The following is a 22821-nucleotide window of genomic DNA, read 5'->3' as shown; positions in this document are numbered from 1 at the left end:
GCATGGCACGCGTCGCGATCGTAACCGGCGGCACCCGCGGTATCGGCGAGGCGATCAGCCTTGCGCTCAAGGACGCGGGCATGACCGTCGCGGCCAATTACGCGGGCAATGACGAGCGCGCGCGCGCCTTTACCGAACGCACCGGCATCGCCGCATTCAAATGGGACGTGTCGGATTATGACGCGTGCCAGGCGGGCTGCGCGGCGGTGGTCGAACAGCTCGGCCCCATCGATGTGCTCGTCAACAATGCGGGCATCACGCGCGACGGCACGATCATGAAACTCAGCTACCAGGCGTGGAAAGAGGTGATCGACACCAATCTTGGCGGCTGCTTCAACATGGCCAAGGGCGTGTTCCCGGGCATGCGCGACCGCAAATGGGGGCGGATCGTCAACATCGGGTCGATCAACGGGCAGGCCGGGCAATATGGCCAGGTCAATTATGCCGCCGCCAAGTCGGGCATCCACGGCTTCACCAAGGCGCTCGCACAGGAAGGCGCACGCACCGGGGTGACGGTCAATGCGATCGCGCCGGGCTATATCGACACCGACATGGTCGCCGCGGTCCCCGCCGACGTGCTCGAGAAGATCGTCGCCAAGATCCCGGTCGGCCGCCTCGGCCAGGCGAGCGAAATCGCGCGCGGGGTTGCGTTCCTGTGCTCGGAAGAAGGCGGGTTCGTCACCGGATCGACGTTGAGCATCAACGGCGGGCAGCACATGTATTGAGCACGCCCGCGCGCGCGGTGCCGCAGGGCGACCGTCGCATCCGCGCACGACGCGGCTTGTCTCTACCCGAACGCGCACGGTAAGGGCCCGGAATGCAGGGGAATACCGCACCACTTCACTGGTGGCAGACACGCACGTTCGTCGCGTTGATGGCGCTGGTCGCGATCGTCCCGTTGCTGCGTCCCGAGATCGCGCCGCTGGTCGACCTGCCGGGCCATATGGGCCGGTATCGCGTCCAACTCGAGATCGGCACGCACCCGTGGCTCGCCAACTGGTATAATTTCAGCTGGCAACTGATCGGCAATCTCGGGATCGACATTCTGGTCATCCCGCTATCGAAGCTGTTCGGGCTCGAACTCGCGGTCAAGCTGATCATCATGACGATCCCGCTGCTGATCGTGACGGGCTATCTGTGGATCGCGCGCGAGGTCCACGGACGGATTCCGCCGACCGCGCTGTTCGCGTTGCCGATCGCCTATAGTTACCCGATCCATTTCGGCTTCGTGAACTTCGCGCTGTCGATGGCGATCGCGCTCAACCTCTATGCGCTGTGGCTGCGGCTCGCGCGGCTCGGGCATTTGCGGCTCCGCGCGGCGATCTTCATTCCGCTCTCCTGCGCCTTGTGGGTGTGCCACACCTTCGGCTGGGGCGTGCTCGGCGTGCTCGCCTTCTCGGGCGAACTGATCCGCCAGCACGACGTGCGCGGCCAGCGCGGCGTGAAGAGCTGGTTCAAGGCGATCTTCCATGCCGGCCTCGGCTGCCTCCCGCTCGCGCTGCCGCTGGTGATGATGGTCGTGTGGCGCAGCGGCGAGCATGTCGGCGGGCAGACCGCGGACTGGTTCGACTGGCGCGCCAAGATCCGCTGGTTGACGATGACGTTCCGCGACCGCTGGATCACCTTCGACATCGCGTCGATCGCGGTGGTGCTGCTGATCCTGTTCAAGGGAATCCGCGACCCGAACATTCAATATTCGCGCAACCTCCTGCTGTCCGCGCTTTTCCTCCTCATCGTCTACATCGTGTTGCCGCGCATCGTGTTCGGCTCGGCCTATGCCGACATGCGGCTCGCGCCGTTCATGCTCGGGATCGCGGTCATCGCGCTGCGCCCCAAGCCCGGCCTGTCGATCCGCGGGAGCGCGACCCTCGCCGCCCTGGGGCTTGCCTTCGTGCTGGCGCGGACCGGCGCGACGACCGTCAGCTTCTGGATGTTCGCGAACGATTACGACCGCGAGCTCAAGGCGCTCGACCGCGTGCCGGTGGGCGCGCGGCTCGTCACGTTCGTCGGGGAGGAATGCGGCAATCCGTGGGTGATGAGCCGGCTCGAACATCTGCCCGCGATCGCGCTCGAACGGCGGCTGGCCTATGCCAACGACCAATGGTCGATGGCGGGCGCGCAGCTCCTGACGACGCGCTACCTGCCCGCGCGCCGCTTCGCGCACGATCCCTCGCAGATCGTCACGAGCGTGCAATGCCCGCGCGAATGGTGGCGCCCGATCAACATGGCGATGGCGCGCTTCCCGCGCGACGCGTTCGATTACGTCTGGCTGATCCGCCCGCCCGCCTACGATCCGCGCTTCAACGAAGGGCTGGTGCCGATCTGGCGCGACGGGACGAGCGTGCTGTTCCGGGTCGACCATGGCGCACCGGGAATCAAGGTCAGCGACGAATCGCTCCGGCTCCGCTCGCGGCCGATGCCCTCCCCGTTCTGAGCCTTTCCGTTCTGGTTCAGCCGCGACGGAACGGGGTCAGTTCGCCGAGATACTCCTGGTCCGCCTCGACCGACGCGCGTTCGCGCGCGAGGAAGTCCGAAATCGCGCGGCGGAAGTTGCGATCGGGGATGTAGTGCGCGGACCAGGTGGGCACGGGGACATAGCCGCGCGCGAGCTTGTGTTCCCCCTGCGCGCCCGCCTCGACCGTGCGGAGTCCGCGCGCGATCGCGGCGTCGATCGCCTGATAATAACAGAGTTCGAAATGGAGGAACGGGACCTCCTCGGTACACCCCCAATAGCGACCGTACAGCGTCTCTTCCCCGATCAGGTTGAGCGCACCCGCGACCGGGCGGCCATCGCGCTCGGCGAAGATCAGCAGCACCTTGTCCGCCATCGTCTGCCCGAGCAGCGTGAAGAATCGCCGGGTCAGATAGGGCTGCCCCCATTTGCGCGCGCCCGTATCCTGGTAGAAACGCCAGAACGCATCCCAGTCGGCTTCGGAAATATCCGCACCGGTGACATGGCGGATCGTCAGCCCCTCGACCGCGGCGGCGCGTTCCTTGCGGATCGCCTTGCGCTTGCGGCTGGCGAGCGCGTCGAGGAAATCGTCGAACCGCGCGTAGCCGTCATTCTGCCAATGGAATTGCGTCCCCTCGCGCAACAGCCAGCCCGCCGCCTCGAACGCGGGGAGCTGGTCGGGCGTAACGAACGTCGCATGCGCGGAAGACAGTTCGTGCTGGTCGGTGACCGCCTCGATCGCCGCGATCAGCGCGGGCGCCAGCGCGGGGTCGCGCAGCAGCAGGCGCGGGCCGGGAACGGGCGAGAAGGGGACGGCGACCTGCAGCTTGGGGTAATAGCTGCCCCCGGCGCGCTCCCACGCGTCCGCCCAGGCGTGGTCGAAGACATATTCGCCCTGGCTGTGGCTCTTGGCATAAGCGGGCGCGATCGCAGCGGGCTTGCCGTCCGGCCCGTCGACGATGATCGGGATCGGCTGCCACCCGGCGCGCGCGGTCGCGCTGCCCGAGGCTTCGAGGATCGACAGGAAGGCATGGCCGACGAACGGGTTCGCGCTGCCCGCGCAGGCATCCCAATCGGCCGCGGGAATGGCGGCGATGCCGTCGGCGATGCGGGCGGTGACGGCGTTGGTGCTCACACCCCCAAGCTAGGGGTTCGCGCGTCGGTTTCCAACCGGTTGCACGCCGATCCCCCAGCATAAGCCGATCAGCAGGAACGGCGTTGCGAATTCGCGGTGCCGTTCGCCGAATTCGAACCAGACGCCGAACAGCATCCATTGCAGCGAACAGGCGGCGATCAGCAGCAGCAGCGAAAGCGGAATCCGGCTGTTCCGCAACGCGGTACCCGCCAGCATCGCGATGTGCGCCAGTTGCGCGACCGGCCATAGCAATGCGGCAAGCGCGACGGGCAGCGCAGGCTGCATCGCGGTCAGTCGCGCGACGCCGAACACGCCGATCCCGCCTGCGCGCGCCAGCTTGGTGGCGGTCAGGCGCAGGAATGCGGTCGGGTGGTTATCGATCCAGTCGAGCGCGATCGCCTTGATCCGCGCATTATAGACGAGTTCGGGGAGGCCCTTGAGCGCGGGCGGTGGGGTTTCCCAATTGCCGGTCGCGGCCGGGTTGTTGCCGATCCACAGGCTCGCCCCGCTCGCGCTGGTCAGCGGGACGAAGGCGTGGAACACCGCCCAGTTGCGCACCCACCACGGCAGCAGCACCCCCGCCGCGACGATCGCGCCGCGCAGCCCGAACAGCAGGATTCGCCAGCGCGGCATGCGTCCGAGCAGGACGATCCCGAACAGCGCGGCCAGCGGAGCCTCCCCGGGCTGCGTCAACGCGAGCAATCCGGCGGGCAGTCCGAGCGCGACCGCGCCGCGCCAGCCGGGGCGCGGCGTCAGCCACGCCAGCGCGAGCAGCACGACGAGCAGCGCGCACAGCGATTCCTTCTGCCCCAGCGGGGCGGAGAACAGCACCGACGGCCAGACGAGATACAGCCACGCCGCGCGCCGCCCCGCGGTCGGATCGCCCAGCCGTCCCCCGAGCCGCGCGATCAGCCACGCCGTCGCCAGATCGGTCAGTGTCCCCAAGGCGAGCAGGGACGGTGTCGAGACCCCCGCCAGCGCGCCCCATCCCGCGAGCAGCAACGGATAGACCGGGGGAAACAGGGCATGCCAGTCAGACCCGAAATAGGGTTCGTAGAATACGAGCCCCCGCCCCGCGCGCATCGTCTGCGCCAGGACGAGATAGGCATGCGGATCGCCCGGGGAGACACGGCCTGCGCCGATCCAGGCGGCACTCGCGCGCAGCGCCAGCACCAGCGCGAACAGCAGCGCGGTTCCGGCGGAGGTCGGGGCCTCGCGCAACCGCGCGATTCCGAACGCCGCGACCGCGATCCACACCGCGACCGCCCCGACACTCCCCCATCCCAACCCCCAGCGCGCGGCCAGGTCGGGCAGCGCCGACAGGCCGTAGACCGCAAGCACGGTGAAGAGCGCGGCCGTCGCCAGCCGCAACGCACGCGGCGCGGGCATCACTCGCCGAACGCGGTGGCGCGGTACAGCAGCGTGATCGCGACGCGGCGGTTGCGCGGATCGGACGGATTGTCCCGGATGATCGGTTCGCGATCGGCGACGCCCTCGATTCGGTTGAAGCGGTTCTCGGGCGTGCCGCCCGCCGCGAGGCGTCGCCGGGTCGCCTCGGCGCGCGCGCTCGACAGCATCCAGTTGTTCATCGCGAGCGGGTCGCCATAGCCCAGGCTATCGGTATGCCCGCGGATCATGATCGGGTTGGCGGTGCCCTTGATCGACTGCGCGATCAGCCCGAGCAGCGCGGAGGCGCGCGGTTCGAGCTGGGTCGTACCGAGGTCGAACATCGAATAATCGGCATCGTCGAGCAGATCGATCCGCAACCCGCTCTGCGTCCGGACGAAGCGGACGTGCGACGACAGCTTCACCAGTTGCGGGTTGGACGCCATCGCGCTCAGCACCTGGCGACGCATCTTCTCGAAATTCTTGCGATCCTCGGCGGACAGCGCGGCACGGTCCTTGAGCGTGCCCTTCTGGCCCGAGCCGACCTGCATCCCGCCAGTCGCATCGATCGGCACGGTCATCGCCCGAGTCCCGGTCTGCGACGCCTTGTGCTGGTAATTGTCCTTGTCGGTGATCGACGAGCCGCCGAACAGCCCCATCGAGCCCGCGCTGTTCTGCTTGAGCTGGACGAGCGTGGGCGAGAAATAATCGGCGAGCGCCTTGCGCTGCTTCTCGTTGGTCGCGCCGAGCAGCCACATCAGCAGGAAGAACGCCATCATCGCGGTCACGAAATCGGCATAGGCGACCTTCCACGCGCCGCCGTGATGGCCGCCATGCCCTTCGATATAGATCTTCTTGTAGATGATCTTGGGCGGCTGGTTGGTGCCATGCGGCGCGCGCGCGGCCATCAGCGGCGGTTCCCGAGCACGACCGGATCACACAGCATCGCCACCGCGCGAAGCGCAGAGACGGCATCGGCGTAGGCACTACCGCGGGGAGGCGCTGAACCGAGTAAGTTTGGCTCGCACAAAGCCACAAAGTCACGAAGAGAAGAGGGCGTCTCATTCTCGCGTTGCCGCGCCTCGATCGGGCGACCGACCAATGCGGACCGCTTTGCGGCTTTGTGGCTTTGTGCGAGATTTCCTGCTTCGAAACGCGTCGCGCCAACGGTTTGATGGTGAACCATCACGTCACCGCGCCCGCAGGCCGTCGAAGACTTCGGCGAAGCCCGGCTGGTTCGAATGCGCGATTCCCGAGCGCGCCGCCTCGATCACCAGCGGCTGCGGGTGGCCGTGGAGCGAGGCGATGATGATCTGCTTGACCACGTGATAGATCGCGCCATCCGCCTCGATCACCTGCTTCAGCCGGTTGGCGAGCGGGGCGACGATGCCGTACGCCAGCAACACGCCCATGAACGTGCCGACCAGCGCTGACCCGATCATCGCGCCCAGGATCGCGGGCGGCTTGTCGATCGAGCCCATCGTCTTGACCACGCCCAGCACCGCCGCGACGATGCCGAGCGCGGGGAGCGCGTCGGCGAGGCTGTTGATCGTGCCGTGCGGGCCCTCGACCTCGTGGTGGTGGGTCTTGATCATGTTGTCCATCACGTCCTCGACCGCATGGACGTCGAGCGTGCCCGAGGAGACGACGACCAGCCGCAGCGTGTCCGCGATCAGGTTGATCAGCGTATGATCCGCCAGCAGCCGCGGATATTCCGCGAAGACCGCGGAGGACTTGGGATCCTCGACATGCGGTTCGAGCGCGATTGGCCCTTCGGTACGGAGCATCTTCATCAGCTTCGAGACCAGGAAGATGACGTCGAGATAATCCTGCTTCTTGTATTTCGGCCCCTTGAAGACCTTCAGGAAGCCGCCGCCGAGCGCCTTCAGTTCCTTCATCGAATTGCCGATGATCAGCGCGCCGACCGCGGCGCCGCCGATGATGAGCATTTCGTGCGGAATCGCTTCCATCACCGGGCCAAGCGCGCCGCCGGTGATGGCAAAGCCCCCGAAGATCATCACGAGCAGGACGACTAGGCCGATTGCGGGAAACATGAGGGGCGGTACGCCTTTGTAAACGCTGCAATAAATTGTGCTGTACGACACTCGCGACGCACGTTTGCCGCTATAAGTACGGTCTACGGGGATTCCGTAGCAAAACGGTTAACCGGCGTGGGGTCGGCGTTAATTCCTGGGCGCGCCAGCGGAGGTCTTGCGTCCGGGCAGCACGCCGACGTTCTCCGGCAAAAGCCGGAGTCGAGGGGTACGGACGCGCCGCCCGTTGCCCTGGCCTCCTGCGTTCGCAGGCGCACGAAGAGACGCCGAATCAGCGCAGATAGGTGAAAAGCGACAGGCTGCTCAGCTTGGTGAAGCTCGCCTGCGTCGCCGACAGGATCGTCATCTGCTTCTGCAATTCGGTGATCGCGCTCGACAGGTCGGTATCCTCGAGCCCGGTGCGATCGACCTCGCGCGCGGCGGCGGCGTCGGTTGCCTGGGACGACACGATGTCGAGTCGCGCGCCACGCGCGCCGACCGAGCCCTGGACGTTGTTGACCTGCGTCTGGGCAGCGCTGAGCCCGTCGATCGCATCGGAGGAGGCCGTGGAAACGTCCCCGCCGGTATCGAGCGCTGTGATGTAGTCGGAGAGGATCGCAAAGACGTCCGTCGTGCCGCCGGCCTTGGTGGGAATCTTGCCGAACACGCGCTCCGCGCTGTCGGTCGCCGCCACCGCGGTGCCGTCGCCAACCGGGATCGCGGGCAACTCGCCCGTCCCGCCAAGCGACACCTTGCCGTCCGCCGCCTGCGTGACCGCAGCGGTCCCGGTCGCCGCGCCGAACAACGGCTGGCCCCGCGCGTCGCTGGTGTTGGCGAGGTTGACGAGATCGTCGAGGATGCTCTTGAGTTCGATCGCGATGGTCTTGCGGTCGCCGTCGTTGAGCGTGCCGGTATTGGCGCGGATCGTCAGTTCGGACGCGCGCTGCAACTGCGTCGACACCGCGGTCAGCGTCGAATCGGACTGTTGCAGCAGCGATTTTGCGAGGCTGATGTTGCTCGAATAGGCCGACTGGTCGGCGGTCGCCTGCTTGATCGACGCGAGCCGGTTGTACGCGACCACGTCCTGCGACGGCGCGGTCAGTTTCTTGCCGGTCGCGATCTGCGTGTTGAGCGTGCTCGTCTGCGCGGACAGATTGGTCATCTGCGCGGAGGTGCGATCGAAGAACAGGCTGGTGCCGATTTGCATGGCGGGTTCCGTCCGGGGCCTAGTGGAGGTCGAGGATCGACTGGAGCGTATCCTTGGCGACCTGAATCACCCGGCTGGACGCTTGATAGGCCTGCTGGAAACGCAGCAGGTCGACCGCTTCGGTATCGAGGTTGACGCCCGACACCGCATCGCGCGCGGACACGGCGTTGGTGCGAATCGCGCCCTGCGCATCGGCCACCTGCTTGCGGGCGGCGAGCGCGGCGGCATTGCCCGAGACGAGCGCGGTCGTGTTCGATTCGAAGGCACGGCTGGTGCGCAGCGTATCGAGCTTGCCGAGATTGCTGTTGTCGCGTGGCCCCGCGCCGACCGCCGCCGCGGCGACGCCGCGCGGATCGGTCAGCGCGACGGTGATGTCGGTCGGGTTGGTCCCGGTCGCGAACAGCGCGGTGCCGGGCTTCGAATCGAGATCCGCGCCGCCCTGTTGCACCGCATTGACGCCGTCGGTGAAGGACGTCGCAATGGCGTTGAGCTTGATCCGCGCGTCCGAAATCCGCTGCGCGCCCTCGACGACGCCCGCCAGCGCGCCGCCGGACGGCGAAACGCTCGCCTGCGACCGCTGGAGCGTGAAGGCGATCACGCCGTCGGTGCCGCGCGCGAATTGCAGCGTCTCGGCCTGGTTGCCCGAGACGAACGGCGGACCGCCCGCATTGCCGAGCTTCACCGCGGCGCGACCGTAGGGGTCGATCGACACCGAAACGTCGCTGATCGCGCTCATCTGGTCGAGGATCGAGTCGCGCTGGTCGGCAAGCTGCGCCGCGCCGGTCGAGCCGGGCTTGACCCGCGAGAGCCCCTCATTGACCTTGGCGAGCGCGGTGCCGAGGCCGTTGAGCGTGCCGACCGCGGTGGTCGCGGTACTGTTCACGTCGCTGTCGAGCTGATCGAGCGCCTTGCCCGTCGCGTTGAACGATCCCGCGACCGACGTCGCCTGTTCCAGCAGCGCGGCACGCGGCGTGGTCGCGGTCGGATCGGCGGAAACCGTCTTGGTCGCGTTGAAGAAGCTGGTCAACCGGTCGCCGAGCTGGTTGCCGGTCAGCGCGGTCTCGATCCGGCCCATCCAGGCGATACTGGTGTCGCTGCGCGCGAGGTCCGCCTGCGAGGTGCGCACATCGGCATCGCGGAGCGTATCGGCCGAGCGGGTGATTCCCGACACCGCGACGCCAAAGCCGCTGCCGTTGACCGTCGCCGAATTGATCCCGGTGGCGGGTGCGATTTCGGACAGGTCGGTGGTGCGCTTGGCATAGCCCGGCGTCGACGCATTGGCGATATTGTCGGAAACGGTGGTCAGCGCGGTCTGATACGCTTTGACGCCACTCGCGCCGATGCTCAGCATGTCGCTCATGGCGTCTTCGCCTTGTCGGTCGCGGGTGCAGCCTGCAGCCCGGCCTGGACGCCCGCCTGCGATTTCGCGAGAAACTCGGTCATCGCCTTGCCGATGCCGAGCGGCGCGTGCGCGGCCATGTTCTGCGCGACCTGCGTGTCCTGCATTTCCTTGAACGTATCCATGCCCTTGGACCCGAACAGATCGTCCTCGGCGAGATGCGTCGAGCGCATCGCCTTGACCATCATGCCGGTGAACACCGCCTCGAACTTCTTTCCGGCGGCATCGAGGTTGGCACGGTTCGACAGCCGGCTGGTGTCGCTTGCGACACCACCGACCGCCGAAGGCGCGTTGACCGGGGGAAGGGCAGGGACGTCACTCACAATACGATCAACTCCGCTTTGAGCGAACCCGCTTCCTTGAGCGCCTCGAGGATCGCGACCAGATCGGCGGGCGACGCGCCGATCGCGTTGATCGCCTTGACCACGTCGGACAGTTTCGGCCCCGGCGCGATCAGGAACATCGGGTGCTTTTCCTCGTCGACCACGACGCCCGACTTCTGCGCCTTGGTCGTCTGGCCCTGGCTGAACGGCGCGGGCTGGCTGACGCGTTCGTTCTCGTCGATCCGGACGGTGAGCTTGCCGTGCGTGATCGCAGCGGTGCTGACGCGGACCGCCGAATTGATCACGACCGTGCCGGTGCGCGCGTTGACGATCACCTTGGCGGGCGGCTCGGCCGAGACGACGCTCAGATTCTCGATCTCGCTCATCAGCGTCGCGCGGACGTCGCCACCCATCGGCGCGCGGACCGACACCGACACCGCATCCACTGCCTGCGCCACCCCGTTGCCGAAGCGCGCGTTGATCGAGCCTGCGACATTCTGCGCGGTCGTGAAATCGGCGCGCGCGAGGTTGAAGGTGAGCGCAGGCGTGTTCTCGAACCCGGTCTTGACCGCGCGCTCGACCGTCGCGCCCTCGGGGATGCGCCCGGTCGACGGGATGTTGATGACGATCTGCGACCCGTCCTTGCCCTCGGCGCCGAGGCCGCCGACCGCGAGGTTGCCCTGCGCCATTGCGTAGATCTGGTTGTCGGCACCAAGCAGCGGCGTCAGGATCAGCGCACCGCCGCGCAGGCTCTTGGCCTTGCCCATCGAGGCGACGGTGATGTCGAGCTTCTGCCCGGGCTTGGCGAACGGCGGCAGTTCGGCGGTGATCATCACCACCGCGGCATTCTTCAGGCCCGGGTTGATGTTGGCAGGAAGCTGCAGCCCGAAGCGCGAGGTCACCGCCTTCATCGACTGGATGGTATATTCGAGATTGTCGTCGCCGGTGCCGGGCAGCCCGACGACCACGCCGTAGCCGGTCAGCTGGTTGGTGCGGATCCCCTGGAACCCGCCGAGATCCTTGATCCGATCGGCGGACGCGGGGGACGCGACGACCAGCGTCGCCAGCAACGCGAGCAGGAGCGGGAGCAGCCGGCGCATCAGAACGGACTCACGACGGAGAAGAACCGGCCGAGCCAGCCCTGGCGGCTCGCGCGCGCGACGTCGCCCTTGCCGGTATAGGCGATCTGCGCGTCCGCGACGCGGGTCGACAGCACGCGATTGTCCGCATCGATATCGGCGGTGCGGATCAGCCCCTTGATCTGGACGAACTCGTCGCCGCGGTTGAGCGTGACGCGCTTCTGGCCCTGCACCAGCATCGTGCCGTTGGGCAGGACGCGGCTGACCGTGACGCTGATCTCGCCCGACAGCGTGTTCGACTGGTCGGCACCACCGCCGCCCTTGAAGGTGCGGGTGCCGCTGGTCGCGACGTCGGTCCCCTGGAACAGCGCAAGCCGCCCGGTGGTCGGGGGGATGAGCGACAGGCCGCCCGACGAATCGAGCTTCGAATTGGCGGACTTGGAAGCAGCGGTGCGCTCGACCAGCACGATCGTCAGCGGATCACCGACGCGGCGCGCGCGCGTGCCCTCGTAGAGCGCGGCATAGCCGTCGTTGACCTGGAAGATCGATCCCGTCGCCGCGGCGGGAGCCAGCGCCGCTTCGGGCATCGCCGCCGAGAAATCGACCGGCGGCGTTTTCTTGCCAAGCAGGCGCGACTCGGCTGCGCTGGGCAAAAACAGCGCAAATCCGACGGTCAGCTGAATGACGAACGGTTTCATGACCTTAGTCATCAGATATTTTGATTAACATATTTGAGCATTTCGTCGGTCGCGGTGATCATTTTTGAATTCACCTCATACGCGCGCTGGGTTTCGATCATGTCGACCAGCTCCTCGACGACGTTGACGTTCGATCCCTCGAGCTGCCCCTGGCGGACGTTGCCGCGCCCATCCTGCCCGGCGACGCCGAGGTTGGCGGCCCCGCTCGCAGCGGTCTCGACGAGGTAATTGTCACCCTTGCTCAGCAGCCCCGCCGAATTGGGAAAGCTCGCGACCTGGATCTGGCCGAGCTCGCTCGGCGCGGTCTGGCCGGGGACCATCGCGGTGACGGTGCCGTCGGTGCCGATCGTGATCGCGGTCGCGCCCTGCGGCACGGTGATGCCGGGCTGGACCTGATAGCCCTCGCTTGTGATCATCAGACCCTCGGGCGAGCGGGAGAAATTGCCCGCGCGGGTGTAGCCGAGCGTGCCGCCGGGCATCTGCACCTGGAAATAACCGTCGCCGTCGAGCGCGAGGTCGAGGCTGTTGTTGGTCGACTGGAACGAGCCCTGCGTGTCGATCCGCGCGGTACCCTGGATCTTGACGCCGGTGCCGAGGTTGAGCCCGGTCGCGTATTTCGTCTCGGACGTGCTTGGCGCGCCCGGCGCGGTTACCGTCTGGTACGCGAGCGTCTCGAACGCGGCTCGGTCCTTCTTGTACGCGGTCGTGTTGACGTTCGCGAGGTTGTTCGAGATGACTCGCATGCGCATGTCCTGGGCATCAAGCCCGGTCCGCGCGATATGCATGGCTGCACTGCCCATCGTCTATTCCTTCAGCTCGGGAGCCGCATCACGGATGCGGCGCTTTCGTCCATGTCCTTGGCCGACTTCATCATGTTGGCCGAAACTTCGTAGCTGCGCTGGTTCTCGATCATGTCGACCAGCGCCTGAGTCATGTTGACGTTCGATCCCTCGAGCGCGCCGCTCTCGACCTTCGCGTCCATGTCCTGCGGCAGCGTTCCGCCGCCCTTGACGTAGAGCAGATTGTCGAGCCCCTTGACCGTCGTCGTGCCCTTGGGGGTGGCGAGCTTGAGCTGGTCGATCACCTGCGGGTTCTTGGCGTCGCCGCCCTGCGGGACGATCGACAGCGTACCGTCCGCCGAGATCGAGATGCTCTGCGCCGGCGGCACCGTGATCGGCCCGCCCGCCCCCATCACCGGGAAGCCGTCGCCGGTCTGCAGCACCCCGGAGGGAGCGACCTGAAGGTCACCACGCCGCGTGTACGCTTCGCTCCCGTCGGGCGACTGGACCGCGAGCCAGCTTTCGCCGGTGATCGCGACGTCGAGCGGGCGTCCGGTCTGCTGGATCGCGCCGGTGCTGCGATCCGCGTCGAGCACGTCCGCCGAGGAGGGCGTGCGCGTCTCGAGCGGGGAGCCTTTCAGCGACAGCCGGTCGAACACGACGCGATCGGCGCGGAACCCGATCGTCGAGGCGTTCGCCATGTTGTTGGCGATCGCGGCTTGCGACGCGAGATGCGCCTTGAGCCCCGTCGCCGCCGTGTAGACCAGCTTGTCCATGTTCCGCTCCGGTTCCGCCTAGATCAGTTGCGGATGTTGAAGATGGTCTGCGAAATCTGGCCGTTGATATCGAGCGCCTTGGCATTCGCCTGGAAGTTGCGCTGCGCGGCGATCAGGTCGACCAGTTCCTCGGTGATATCGACGTTCGAGCCCTCGAGCGTGCCCGCGCTGAGCGAACCGAAGCCGTTCTCGTTCGCCGACCCGAGCGCCGCGCTGCCCGAGATGCCGGTCGACGACCAATAGCTGTTGCCGGTCTGGCGCAGCCCGGTCGGGTTGGCGAAGTTGGCGAGCGCGACCTTGCCGAGCGCGACCGTGTCGCCGTTCGAATAGTTCGCCGAGACGATGCCCTGCTTGTCGACCGAAACGCCGGCGAGCTCGCCGACCGAGGCACCGTCCGCGGTCTTGGCGTTGACCGAGAAGGGGCTCGACTGCTGGGTCGATCCCGCGAGATCGAGCTTGATCGCCTGCGCGACGCCGCCGGTGATGGGGTTGAACGAGTCATAGGTTACCGACGACGGCGTCGAGGACAGGTTGCCCGATGCATCGAACGTCACCGGCGTGCCGGCGTTCGACCCGCCGACCTTGAGCTCCTGGTCGCCGACATAGCTGTGGACGGTCCAGGCATCGGTGCCGGTATGAACGTAATAGCTGGTGAGCGTGCTCGCCTTGCCCGCTGAATCGTAAATCGTCGTCGCGGTCGAGCTGTTGTAGCTCGACGCGTTGGTCGGCGAGAACGCCGCACTGGGGACCGAGGCGGCGGCATACAGGTTGATCTTGAGCCCGACATTGCTGGTTGCGGCGGGCGTCCCGTTGGTCTCGGGCAGGTTCAGCGCGATCAGGCCGTCGGTGCCGCTCGCGGTGGTATTGCCCTTGGCGTCGACCGGATAGCCGAGCAGCGCCGAGCCCTGCGCGTCGACGATGTTGTGCGTCGCCGGATCGACCTGGAACGCGCCGTTGCGCGTGTAGGCGGTCGCGGTGTTCACGCCGCTGGTCTTGACCGCGAAGAAGCCGTCCCCGGTGATCGCGAGGTCGAGCGACGAGCCGGTCGTCTTGAGGTTGCCCTCGCCGAACTGCTGGCGGTTCGACTTCACCACCGCGCCCGAGCCGACGAGCTTGGTCGGATCGGTCGCGATGCTCGACGCGATGACGTCGGCAAAATCGGTGCGGCTCTTCTTGAAGCCGTTGGTCGAGACGTTGGCGAGGTTGTGCGACACGGTCGAGAGTTCGGTCTGCGCGGCCTGCAGGCCGCTGAGCGAGGTGTAGAAGGACATCGGGTTGCTCCTGTGCGATTCGGATTAAGCGAGGAAAGGGATCAGCCGACCTGGCGGACGGCGCTGGCGGCGACCTGTCCGATCCCGGGCAGGGTGAGCATCGGGGTGCCCGAGGCGGGCAGTGAGACCGCGGCGACCGGCGCCCAGACGAGGTTGCGCGACGTGACGCTGTCACCGCCGTTCGCGGCGTTGACCGAGACGGTGAATGGCCCGGTCCCCGCCTCCGCGCCGTCGGCGGTCTTGCCGTCCCAGTCGTAGGTCGCGGTGCCCGCCTTCTGCGCGCCGAGCGACAGCGTGTTGAGCGTCTGGCCGTTGGCGTCCTTGATCGACACGGTGACGTTGGTCGCGTCCTTGTCGAGCTCGACCGCGCCGGCGAGCCCGCCCGCGGCGCGCCCGTAAGCGGTCGATCCCTCGGTCAGCACCGTACGCCCGACATAGGCGAGCGCGTCGCTCGGCGTGGTCGCGCCGAGCTTGTCCTGGATCGCCTTGAGCGTGGTGCCCATGTCCGCGATTCCCGACGTGCTCGAGATCTGGGCGAGCTGCGCGACCATCTGCGTGTTGTCGACCGGCGAGAACGGATCCTGGTTGTTGAGCTGCGCGGTCATCAGCTTGAGGAAATCGCCGGTGCCGAGCGTCGACGACGTCTTGGGCGCGTTCGCCTTGGCGGTGGTGGTGGCATTGACGCCAAGGCTGTTGAGCGTGGAATCGAACGTGGAGGCCATGATCAGCGTCCCAATTTGAGGGTATCGAGGATGAGCGACTTCGCGGTCTGCATGACCTCGACGTTGTTCTGGTAACTGCGCGAGGTCTCCATCATGTCGACCAGCTCGCGGGTTTCATCGACGCCCGACTGCCAGATGTTGCCATCCTTGTCGGCGAGCGGATGCGACGGATCGTAGACCTTGGTCGGGCCTTCGCCCGCGGTGACGATGCTCTCGACGTTGACCGTCGCGAGACCGGACGCCTTGTCATATTGCGTGCGGAAGACCGGTTTGATCGTCTTGTAGGCGGTGTCCGCGCTGCTCGTGACCGCGCCCGCATTGGCGAGGTTCGATGCTGTGGTGTTCATCCGCACGAGCTGCGCGGACATCGCGCGTCCGGCGACCTGGAAGATGGAAAGCGGTTGGTCGGCCATCTGTTATTCGCCCTTCAGAGCACGGGTGATCTGGCCGATCCGCCCGTTGAGGAAGGAGAGCGTCGTCTGATAGGCGACGGCGTTTTCGGCGAAGGCAGTCTGCTCGGTCGACAGTTCGACCGTGTTCCCGTCGAGCGACGGCTGCGACGCGGTACGATAGCGCATCGCGCCGGCGATGCTGGCGCTGCCGCCGGTATCGATCGCGCTTTCGGCGGACGACAGCGCGGTCTGGAAATCGATGTCCTGCGCCTTGAAGCCGGGCGTGGACGCGTTCGCGATGTTGGACGCAAGCACACCCATGCGCTGCGAGCGCACCTCGAGTGCCGCACCATGTACACCGAACAGTCCTTCGCTGGGCATCGCCCGTCTCCAGCGCCTCATTGCGCAGCCAGGTCTCAGCAAGGGGCGTGCCAAATGCGCATGGGGGCCGGGCGGCAAGCGAAGCACTGGCAAAGCGGCAATGGCTTGCCGGGCGGCGGCAAGCGGGTTGCCGCCGCTGCCGCTGCCCCGGCGGCACCGGCGGTCGCCCGGGTGACGGCGGGAGCGTTTACCAGATTGGCCCACGGCTTGCAGTGGCCGCTGCGATGCCAATGACCCTTGCCCCGTTCCTCGACCCCATCGCCTTCGCCATCGTCGTCGGCGGTACGCTGACGGCGGTCGTGCTACGCACGCCCGCGGGCGACCTCGGGCGGGGCATTGCGGCACTCCGCACGCTCGCCGCGCCGCGGTTCGCCGCCGATCCGCTGGTCGAGCAGATCGCCGCGTTCGGGCGGATCGCCAAGCGACACGGGGTGCTCGCGCTCGACCGCTCGGTCATCGCCGACCCCGACATCGCCGCCGCGGTCGCCGCGATCGTTGATGGCGCCGCGCCCGAGGAGATCGCCGAGCTGCTCCGCCAGCGCCGCCGCGCGCGCGCCGAGCGCGCCGCCGCAAGCGCCGAACTCTGGTCGGGTGCCGCCGAGACCGCGCCTGCGATGGGGATGGTCGGCACGCTGATCGGGCTGGTCGGCATGTTCGTCAAAATGCAGGATCCGCGCGCGATCGGCGCGTCGATGGCGGTCGCGTTGCTGGCCACGCTTTACGGCGCGCTGCTCGCCAATCTCGTGCTCGCGCCGGTTGCCGCGCGGCTGCGCCGGATCGCGCGCGACGAGGCGGTCGACCGGCTGCGGCTCGAACCCCCGTTGATCGCGCTGGCAACGCGCGAACAGCCGCGCCGCCCGCTCGCCGTGGCGAAATCGGCATGATCGCGCCCGACAACGACCTACCCGAGATCGCCGCCGTGCGCCCTGCGTGGCTTATGACGCTGGCGGATCTGGCGTTGCTGCTCGTCGCGTTCTTCGTCTTCATCCAGGCCAATCAGCAGCTCGACGGCGGCACCCTCGCGCGCGGGATTCGCGCGGGCTTCGGTGCGCCCGATACGGGCGCGATCGTCCCGCCGGCACCGATGCCGGTCACCGCCAACGCGGTCGGCGGCTTTGCGCAGGGGTCGGCGGAGCTGCCGGGTCCGGTCGCCGCGCTGTCCGACTGGGCACGCGAGGCGCTGCGCGATCCGCGGGCGATGCTTGCGGTGACGGGCATGGTCGACGGCTCGCCGCCGGATGTCGATCCCACCACCCATAGCGCAGCGCTGCTCGCCGCCGACCGCGCGCGATCGGTCGCAAGTGCGCTGATCACCGCGGGAATCGCCCCCGATCGCATCGCCATCACCGCCGCCGGCCGGTCCGGCCGGCGCGGCGTCAGCGTGACGACGGGGTTTGCCGGCAACCGGCAAGACGCTGCCGTTCCGGTTGCCGCTCCCCCTGCCGCTCCCCCTGCCGCTCCCCTAGCCGCCAAAAGGACCTGACCCATCATGCGCCGTTTCCCGCTGTTCCTCCTCGGGCTCGTCGCCACCCCCGCGTTGGCCGCGCCATTCCAGGATACCGGCGCGATCGATCGCGCGGTTGCCGCCTTCACCGGACACGGCGTCGGCAACGAAGGCGGCGCGCGCACGCCCGTGGATGCGCGGCTGAAGCTTGCCGCCTGTCCGATGGTGTCGATGGCGTGGCGCACCGACACGCACGACGCGGTGGTCGTCACCTGCACCGGCCCCGAATGGCGGCTGTTCGTCCCGGTCAAGCTCCCCGCCGTCCTGCCCAAGGGCGCAAGCCCGCTGGTCATCACGCCGAGCGCGCAGCCCGCCGCGATCAAGGCGGTCTATGTCATCAAGCGCGGCGATCCGGTCACGATCAGCGCGGGGTCGCCCGGCTTCTCGATCACGCGCGAAGGCGTCGCGGTCGGCGATGCGGTCGTGGGCGGGCGGTTCATGGTCAAGGTCGATGACCAACGGAACCCGGTCCAGGCGGTCGCGACCGCGGCGGGAAGCGCGACGCTGCCGGGTTGGACAGAATGATTTAAGCTTTGCCCGGAACGGTCGTTATACCTTTCGTCATCTCTTCCCAAAGGTGCTGATGTGGTGGACGCGATCGGACCCAAGACTGTTTCAACGCCGGATCGGCCGGTCATTTCGACCCCGCCGGTGACGACGATCGCGGCTGCGGCCAAACAGCCGGCCAATCCCGCGCGCCAGCCGCTCGAGCTGTCGGCGGTCGCGTCGGAAGTCGGCAAGGGCGTGCCGGTCGATAGCCAGCATGTCGAGGATGTCCGCCGCGCGGTGCGCAACGGCACCTATCCGCTCACCCCCGACACGATCGCCGACCGCATGCTCGCCTTGAAGCTCAACTGGAGCCCCAAGAAATGATGCCGCCCGAAACGCGCCGCGACGCCCTCATCGCCGTGATCGAAGCGCTGCATGCCGAAATTGAGGCGCTCAAGACCAACGACGTGCGCGCGTTGGAACAGGCGACCAACGACAAATTGATGCGGATCGAAGCGGTCGCGGCGTTCGGGGATTTGCCCCCGGGCGCCGAAACCCGCGCCTTGGCCGAGGAAGCGCAGCGGCTGAACGACACCTGCCGGATCTACGTCAACCTGATGGCGGCAAATGTTCGCCGCCGCCTGCAAAATCTGACCGGGTCTGCCGGGGTGGCGATGGGATCGGCACCGGGGAGCGTGTATCGCGCGGGGATGGGGCTGGCGGCGTTCGCCTGAGGGGCGGCATCGCTACCTTTTCATAACCGCTTCCCCGGCGAAGGCCGGGGTCCAATAGCGCAGGTCTTGGTAACGAAGCGCTGACCTCCGCCACTTCTGCTCCTCTCCTGGGCCCCGGCCTTCGCCGGGGTAGCAAAAGGTAGGAAGCAGCAGCTCCCCAAAAACTGGCACGTCTCTTGCTGATACCCGGCTGTCCGCCTGATCGCGGATCAAAAGCCGGGGACCAATGCCTTTCAATCCGCTTTCCATCCTGAACGGAGCCGCCGACGCGACCGGCGCGGGCGGGTCGATTCGCAACGCGATCGCGAACGCGAGCCAGAAGACCGGCATCGATTTCAACTATCTGATGGGCCAGGCCAAGCTCGAGAGCGGGATGCGCAGCAACGCGCATTCGGGCACGTCGAGCGCGAGCGGCCTGTATCAGTTCGTCGACCAGAGCTGGTTGCGCGTGGTCAAGGCGCATGGCGCGGAGCACGGCCTCGGCTGGGCCGCGAACGCGATCTCGACCAGCGCGAGCGGCAAGGCGGTCGTCAACGATCCCGCGACGCGCCAGGCGATCCTGTCGCTCCGCAACGATCCGACCGCCGCGTCGCTGATGGCCGCCGAGCATGCCAGCGACAACAAGGGCGCGATCGAGGGCTCGCTCGGGCGCGCCGCGACCAGCACCGATCTTTACATGGCGCATTTCCTGGGCCTGGGCGGCGCGCGGCAGTTCCTCACCGCGATGCAGGCGAACCCGGACCGCAGCGGCGCCGCGATGTTCCCCGCCGCCGCCAATGCCAATCGCAGCGTCTTCTACGATTCGACCGGAGCGCCGCGCTCGCTCGGCCAGATCTACGGCCGCTTCGCCGCCAAGCTCGATGCGGCGGGCGCGACGCAGCCGACCGATGCGACCTCCGGCCTGTCCGCGACGCGGCTGGGCGAATGGGGCGCGGACGTCATTCCCGGGAATGGCGAGGAGTCCACCTCCAACGCCGCGGTCTGGGCGCAGAACACGCTCGCGCAGTTGAACGGCACCAGCAGCCTTGCGGGCACGCGCACCGAAACCGCGAGCTTGCTGCGCCCGACCCCGAATACCGCGCGGCTCGCGTACATGATGCTCGCGACGATGGGAGCCTGATCCAGTGGCCTTGCCCCCCAAGCCAGGCGGCGTGATGCCGCTGCTGCGCTCCGCCGCGCTGCCGGTCGCGATCCTGTTGCTGGTCGTGCTGATGGTCGTGCCAATCCCGGCGGCGATGCTCGACGTGTTCTTCATCATGAACATCACGATCAGCCTCGCGGTGTTGATGGTCAGCCTCAACGCGCAGAAGCCGCTCGATTTCTCCGCCTTCCCGACCGTCCTGCTGTTCGCCACACTGTTCCGCCTGAGCCTCAACGTCGCCTCGACCCGTGTCGTCCTGGTCCACGGGCATGAGGGCGAGAGCGCGGCGGGCCATGTGATCGAGGCGTTCGGCACCTTCCTGATCGGCGGCGATTATGTCGTCGGCCTGTTCGTCTTTGCGATCCTCGTGATCATCAACATGATCGTGGTGACCAAGGGCGCGGGCCGCGTGTCCGAAGTGTCCGCGCGTTTCACGCTCGATGCGTTGCCGGGCAAGCAGATGGCGATCGACGCCGATCTCAACGCCGGACTGATCACCCCCGACGAAGCCAAGGCGCGCCGGATCGAGGTCTCGACCGAGGCCGATTTCTACGGCTCGATGGACGGTTCGTCCAAGTTCGTGAAAGGCGACGCGGTCGCCGGCCTGCTGATCCTGGCCGCCAACATCGTCGGCGGGCTGATCCTCGGCCCAGTCAGCCACGGCATGACGATTGCGGCCGCCGCGCACAATTATGTGCTGCTCGCGATTGGCGATGCGCTCGTCGCGCAGATCCCGTCGCTGATGCTGTCGATCGCCGCCGCCGCGATCGTGACTCGCGTCACGTCCAGCATGGATCTCGCGGGCCAGATCGGCAGCCAGTTCGGCTCGGCGCGGACGTGGACGCCGGTCGCGATCATCCTTGCGCTGCTCGGGCTGATGCCGGGGATGCCGCATCTGGTGATCCTCCCCGCCGCCGGGCTCGCCGGGTTCGCCGCGTGGAAGATGCGCCAGGCGTCGCGCCGCCCCGCCCCGGTCGAGGTGGTCGCGCCCGAGCCGGTCGATCATTCGAAGATCGGCTGGGACGAAGTGTCCGACCTCATGCAGGTCAACCTCGACATCGGATACGGCCTCGTGCCGCTCGTGGACGAACGTCGCGGTGCGCCTTTGATGGGCCGGATCACCGGGGTCCGCCGCCAATTGTCGAAGGACATGGGCTTCGTCATCCCGCAGGTCCGCGTCCGCGACGACATCAACCTGCCACCCTACACCTACCGGATCATCGTCGGCGGCGTGGTCGTCGGCGAGGACAGCGTGTCGCCCGACGAGATGCTCGCGCTCGACACCGGGCAGGCGATCGGCGGGCTGATGGGCAAGCGCGCGAAGGACCCGACCTTCGGGCTCGACGCGGTGTGGATCGCGGCGGGGGATGCCGATGCGGCTACGGGTGCGGGCTATCTCGTGGTCGATCCGGGCACGGTGATGGCGACGCACCTCAACCATCAGCTTACCCAGCATTCGGCCGAGCTGCTCGGCCCCGACGAAGTCCAGTCGCTGCTCGACGGGTTGAAGGACCGCGCCGCCAGCCTCGTCGCGTCGCTGTCGCCCAACCCGCTGCCGCTCACCACGCTGACGCAGGTGCTGCGCGGGCTGCTCGCGGAGAACATCCCGCTCAAGGAATTCCGCCGGATCGCCGCCGCGATCGCGGTCGCCGCGCAGCGCACGCTCGATGCCGAGGAAATCATCGAGGCGATCCGCCCCGATCTCGGCGGGCTGATCATCGGCAAGATCTGCGGCGTGCGCGAGCCGCTGCGCGTGATGACGCTGGAGGGCGGGCTCGAGGGGCTGCTCGGCCAGGCGATGCGCGCCGATCCGTCGCGCCGCCATACGATCGAGCCCGATCTCGGCCGTCGTATCGTCGATGCGCTGCAACGCGCGGCGCAGCCGCTGGTCGACGAGGCCAAGCCGTTCGCGCTCGTCGTCCAGCCCGCGATCCGCGTCGCGATCCGCAAGCTGGTCAAGACCTGCCTGCCCGACATTCCGGTGATGAGCTTCTTCGAAGTGCCGGAAGAAAAAGCCGTCGAAGTCGTCGCCGTGATCGGCGCTCCCGGAGCCCTGCCCGCATGATGCAGTTTTCGCCCAATGCCTTCACCGATGCGCAGCCGCTGGTCTATGGCCGCACCGCCGCCGGGCCCGACCTCAAGCTGCTCGCGAAGAAGCATTTGCCGCTGGTCCGGCGGATCGCGTGGCACGTCCACGGCAGCATGTCCTCCTCGGTCGAGGTCGAGGATCTCGTCCAGATCGGGCTGGTCGCGCTGGTCGAGGCGGCGGGCGCGTTCGAGGAGCGCGGGCAGGTGACGTTCGAGCAATATCTGATGACGCGCGTGCGCGGCGCGATGATCGATGCGCTGCGGCGTTCGGCTACGCTCACGCGCGGCGCGATGCAGCGCAAGCGGCTGTATGCGCAGACGGTCGCGGCGATGACGACCGAGCTGGGGCGTGCGCCCGACGAGGCGGCGGTCGCGGCGCGGCTGGGCGTGTCGCGCGAGAAACTGCGGATCGATTATGCAAGCGCGCAGCCGGTACGATTGGAGCCGATCGAGGATTTGTATTCGGACGAAGGCCCGTGGTTCGCAAGCGACGAACCCGACGCCTTCGCGCAGCTTTCGGAGAGCGAGGAACGCGATACGTTGATCGCCGCGATCACCGCGCTGCCCGAGCGCGAGGCGCTGGTGATCCAGCTCTATTATGTCGAGGAAATGAACCTCGAGGAGATCGGGCTGGTGATCGGCGTCGGCGCGGCGCGGGTGTGCCAGATCAAGGCGTCGGCGCATGCCAAGCTGAAGAAGGCGATGCTGGGGTAGCGTCACCCTTACCATCCTCCGTTCGGGCTGAGCGAAGTCGAAGCCTCGCGCGCAGCGATGGCCCTTCGACTTCGCTCAGGGCGAACGGGAGGGGGGCGGTGACCCTAACCCAATATTA

25 protein-coding genes are annotated in these 22821 nt (G+C 67.4%); 10 read left to right on the top strand and 15 right to left on the bottom strand.

Annotated features, from left to right (window positions below; all coding sequences use genetic code 11):
- The first annotated feature begins 2 nt into the window (after window positions 1–2).
- Window positions 3–725, top strand: coding sequence for an acetoacetyl-CoA reductase (gene phbB / locus RI03_RS01160; RefSeq protein ID WP_010214607.1), 723 nt, complete (start codon window positions 3–5; stop codon window positions 723–725).
- 92 nt (window positions 726–817) lie between these two features.
- On the top strand, window positions 818–2434 hold the full coding sequence (locus tag RI03_RS01155) for a hypothetical protein (RefSeq protein WP_010161448.1): 1617 nt from the start codon (window positions 818–820) through the stop codon (window positions 2432–2434).
- A 16-nt stretch (window positions 2435–2450) separates the two neighbouring features.
- Here the strand turns inward: RI03_RS01155 and RI03_RS01150 are convergent, their stop codons facing one another.
- The 15 genes from RI03_RS01150 to flgB form a co-directional block, all read right to left on the bottom strand.
- On the bottom strand, window positions 2451–3587 hold the full coding sequence (locus RI03_RS01150; protein WP_010214605.1) for a GNAT family N-acetyltransferase: 1137 nt from the start codon (window positions 3585–3587) through the stop codon (window positions 2451–2453).
- A 9-nt stretch (window positions 3588–3596) separates the two neighbouring features.
- Complete coding sequence (locus RI03_RS01145) at window positions 3597–4976, bottom strand: glycosyl transferase (RefSeq protein WP_010214603.1); 1380 nt, start codon at window positions 4974–4976, stop codon at window positions 3597–3599.
- Entirely contained in the window at window positions 4976–5881 is a 906-nt protein-coding gene (locus tag RI03_RS01140; protein ID WP_010214602.1) for a flagellar motor protein MotB, read from the bottom strand. The genes RI03_RS01145 and RI03_RS01140 overlap by 1 nt, the downstream gene beginning before the upstream one ends.
- A gap of 282 nt (window positions 5882–6163) precedes the next feature.
- Window positions 6164–7027 carry a flagellar motor stator protein MotA gene (motA, locus tag RI03_RS01135; RefSeq protein ID WP_010161453.1) on the bottom strand — a complete coding sequence of 288 codons (864 nt, stop codon included), beginning with the start codon at window positions 7025–7027 and terminating at the stop codon, window positions 6164–6166.
- Between the two features lie 271 nt (window positions 7028–7298).
- Complete coding sequence (gene flgL, locus RI03_RS01130; protein ID WP_010161454.1) at window positions 7299–8213, bottom strand: flagellar hook-associated protein FlgL; 915 nt, start codon at window positions 8211–8213, stop codon at window positions 7299–7301.
- 19 nt (window positions 8214–8232) lie between these two features.
- Window positions 8233–9573: a flagellar hook-associated protein FlgK gene (gene flgK, locus RI03_RS01125; protein ID WP_010214601.1), complete on the bottom strand. Its 1341-nt coding sequence runs from the start codon at window positions 9571–9573 to the stop codon at window positions 8233–8235.
- Complete coding sequence (locus RI03_RS01120) at window positions 9570–9935, bottom strand: rod-binding protein (RefSeq protein WP_010161456.1); 366 nt, start codon at window positions 9933–9935, stop codon at window positions 9570–9572. Before RI03_RS01120 ends, flgK begins: the two co-directional genes overlap by 4 nt.
- Window positions 9932–11035: a flagellar basal body P-ring protein FlgI gene (locus RI03_RS01115; protein WP_010214600.1), complete on the bottom strand. Its 1104-nt coding sequence runs from the start codon at window positions 11033–11035 to the stop codon at window positions 9932–9934. Before RI03_RS01115 ends, RI03_RS01120 begins: the two co-directional genes overlap by 4 nt.
- Window positions 11035–11712: a flagellar basal body L-ring protein FlgH gene (locus RI03_RS01110; protein ID WP_010161458.1), complete on the bottom strand. Its 678-nt coding sequence runs from the start codon at window positions 11710–11712 to the stop codon at window positions 11035–11037. Before RI03_RS01110 ends, RI03_RS01115 begins: the two co-directional genes overlap by 1 nt.
- Before the next feature lie 11 nt (window positions 11713–11723).
- Entirely contained in the window at window positions 11724–12512 is a 789-nt protein-coding gene (flgG, locus tag RI03_RS01105; protein WP_010161459.1) for a flagellar basal-body rod protein FlgG, read from the bottom strand.
- Window positions 12513–12523: 11 nt separating this feature from the next.
- Entirely contained in the window at window positions 12524–13267 is a 744-nt protein-coding gene (gene flgF, locus RI03_RS01100) for a flagellar basal-body rod protein FlgF (RefSeq protein WP_010214599.1), read from the bottom strand.
- A gap of 23 nt (window positions 13268–13290) precedes the next feature.
- A complete protein-coding gene (locus tag RI03_RS01095; protein ID WP_010161461.1) occupies window positions 13291–14538 on the bottom strand; it encodes a flagellar hook protein FlgE in 1248 nt (415 codons plus the stop codon).
- Between the two features lie 41 nt (window positions 14539–14579).
- The gene (locus RI03_RS01090; RefSeq protein WP_010214596.1) at window positions 14580–15260 is read right to left on the bottom strand and encodes a flagellar hook assembly protein FlgD; all 681 of its coding nucleotides are present in this window, start codon (window positions 15258–15260) and stop codon (window positions 14580–14582) included.
- Window positions 15261–15262: 2 nt separating this feature from the next.
- Entirely contained in the window at window positions 15263–15673 is a 411-nt protein-coding gene (gene flgC / locus RI03_RS01085; protein WP_010161464.1) for a flagellar basal body rod protein FlgC, read from the bottom strand.
- Window positions 15674–15676: 3 nt separating this feature from the next.
- Entirely contained in the window at window positions 15677–16033 is a 357-nt protein-coding gene (gene flgB / locus RI03_RS01080; protein ID WP_010161465.1) for a flagellar basal body rod protein FlgB, read from the bottom strand.
- Window positions 16034–16263: 230 nt separating this feature from the next.
- On the opposite strand from flgB, the gene RI03_RS01075 reads away from it, so the two are divergent.
- From RI03_RS01075 to RI03_RS01040, 8 genes are all read left to right on the top strand, one after another.
- On the top strand, window positions 16264–16917 hold the full coding sequence (locus RI03_RS01075) for a motility protein A (RefSeq protein ID WP_010214593.1): 654 nt from the start codon (window positions 16264–16266) through the stop codon (window positions 16915–16917).
- Window positions 16914–17516, top strand: coding sequence for an OmpA family protein (locus tag RI03_RS01070; RefSeq protein ID WP_010214592.1), 603 nt, complete (start codon window positions 16914–16916; stop codon window positions 17514–17516). Before RI03_RS01075 ends, RI03_RS01070 begins: the two co-directional genes overlap by 4 nt.
- A gap of 6 nt (window positions 17517–17522) precedes the next feature.
- Window positions 17523–18062: a flagella basal body P-ring formation protein FlgA gene (locus RI03_RS01065; RefSeq protein ID WP_010214590.1), complete on the top strand. Its 540-nt coding sequence runs from the start codon at window positions 17523–17525 to the stop codon at window positions 18060–18062.
- Between the two features lie 63 nt (window positions 18063–18125).
- Window positions 18126–18410: a flagellar biosynthesis anti-sigma factor FlgM gene (locus tag RI03_RS01060; RefSeq protein WP_010161469.1), complete on the top strand. Its 285-nt coding sequence runs from the start codon at window positions 18126–18128 to the stop codon at window positions 18408–18410.
- A complete protein-coding gene (locus RI03_RS01055; RefSeq protein ID WP_010161470.1) occupies window positions 18407–18760 on the top strand; it encodes a flagellar protein FlgN in 354 nt (117 codons plus the stop codon). Before RI03_RS01060 ends, RI03_RS01055 begins: the two co-directional genes overlap by 4 nt.
- 226 nt (window positions 18761–18986) lie before the next feature.
- Window positions 18987–19880, top strand: a complete 894-nt coding sequence (locus RI03_RS01050) for a hypothetical protein (protein WP_010214589.1) — start codon at window positions 18987–18989, stop codon at window positions 19878–19880.
- Between the two features lie 34 nt (window positions 19881–19914).
- Window positions 19915–21966 carry a flagellar biosynthesis protein FlhA gene (flhA, locus tag RI03_RS01045; protein ID WP_010214588.1) on the top strand — a complete coding sequence of 684 codons (2052 nt, stop codon included), beginning with the start codon at window positions 19915–19917 and terminating at the stop codon, window positions 21964–21966.
- Window positions 21963–22703 carry a sigma-70 family RNA polymerase sigma factor gene (locus RI03_RS01040; protein WP_010214587.1) on the top strand — a complete coding sequence of 247 codons (741 nt, stop codon included), beginning with the start codon at window positions 21963–21965 and terminating at the stop codon, window positions 22701–22703. Before flhA ends, RI03_RS01040 begins: the two co-directional genes overlap by 4 nt.
- Window positions 22704–22821: the final 118 nt, after the last annotated feature.

The sequence above is a fragment of the Sphingomonas sp. PAMC 26621 genome, assembly GCF_000251145.1.
Classification (GTDB): Bacteria; Pseudomonadota; Alphaproteobacteria; order Sphingomonadales; family Sphingomonadaceae; genus Sphingomonas.
This window is presented reverse-complemented; position numbering and strand designations above follow the sequence as displayed.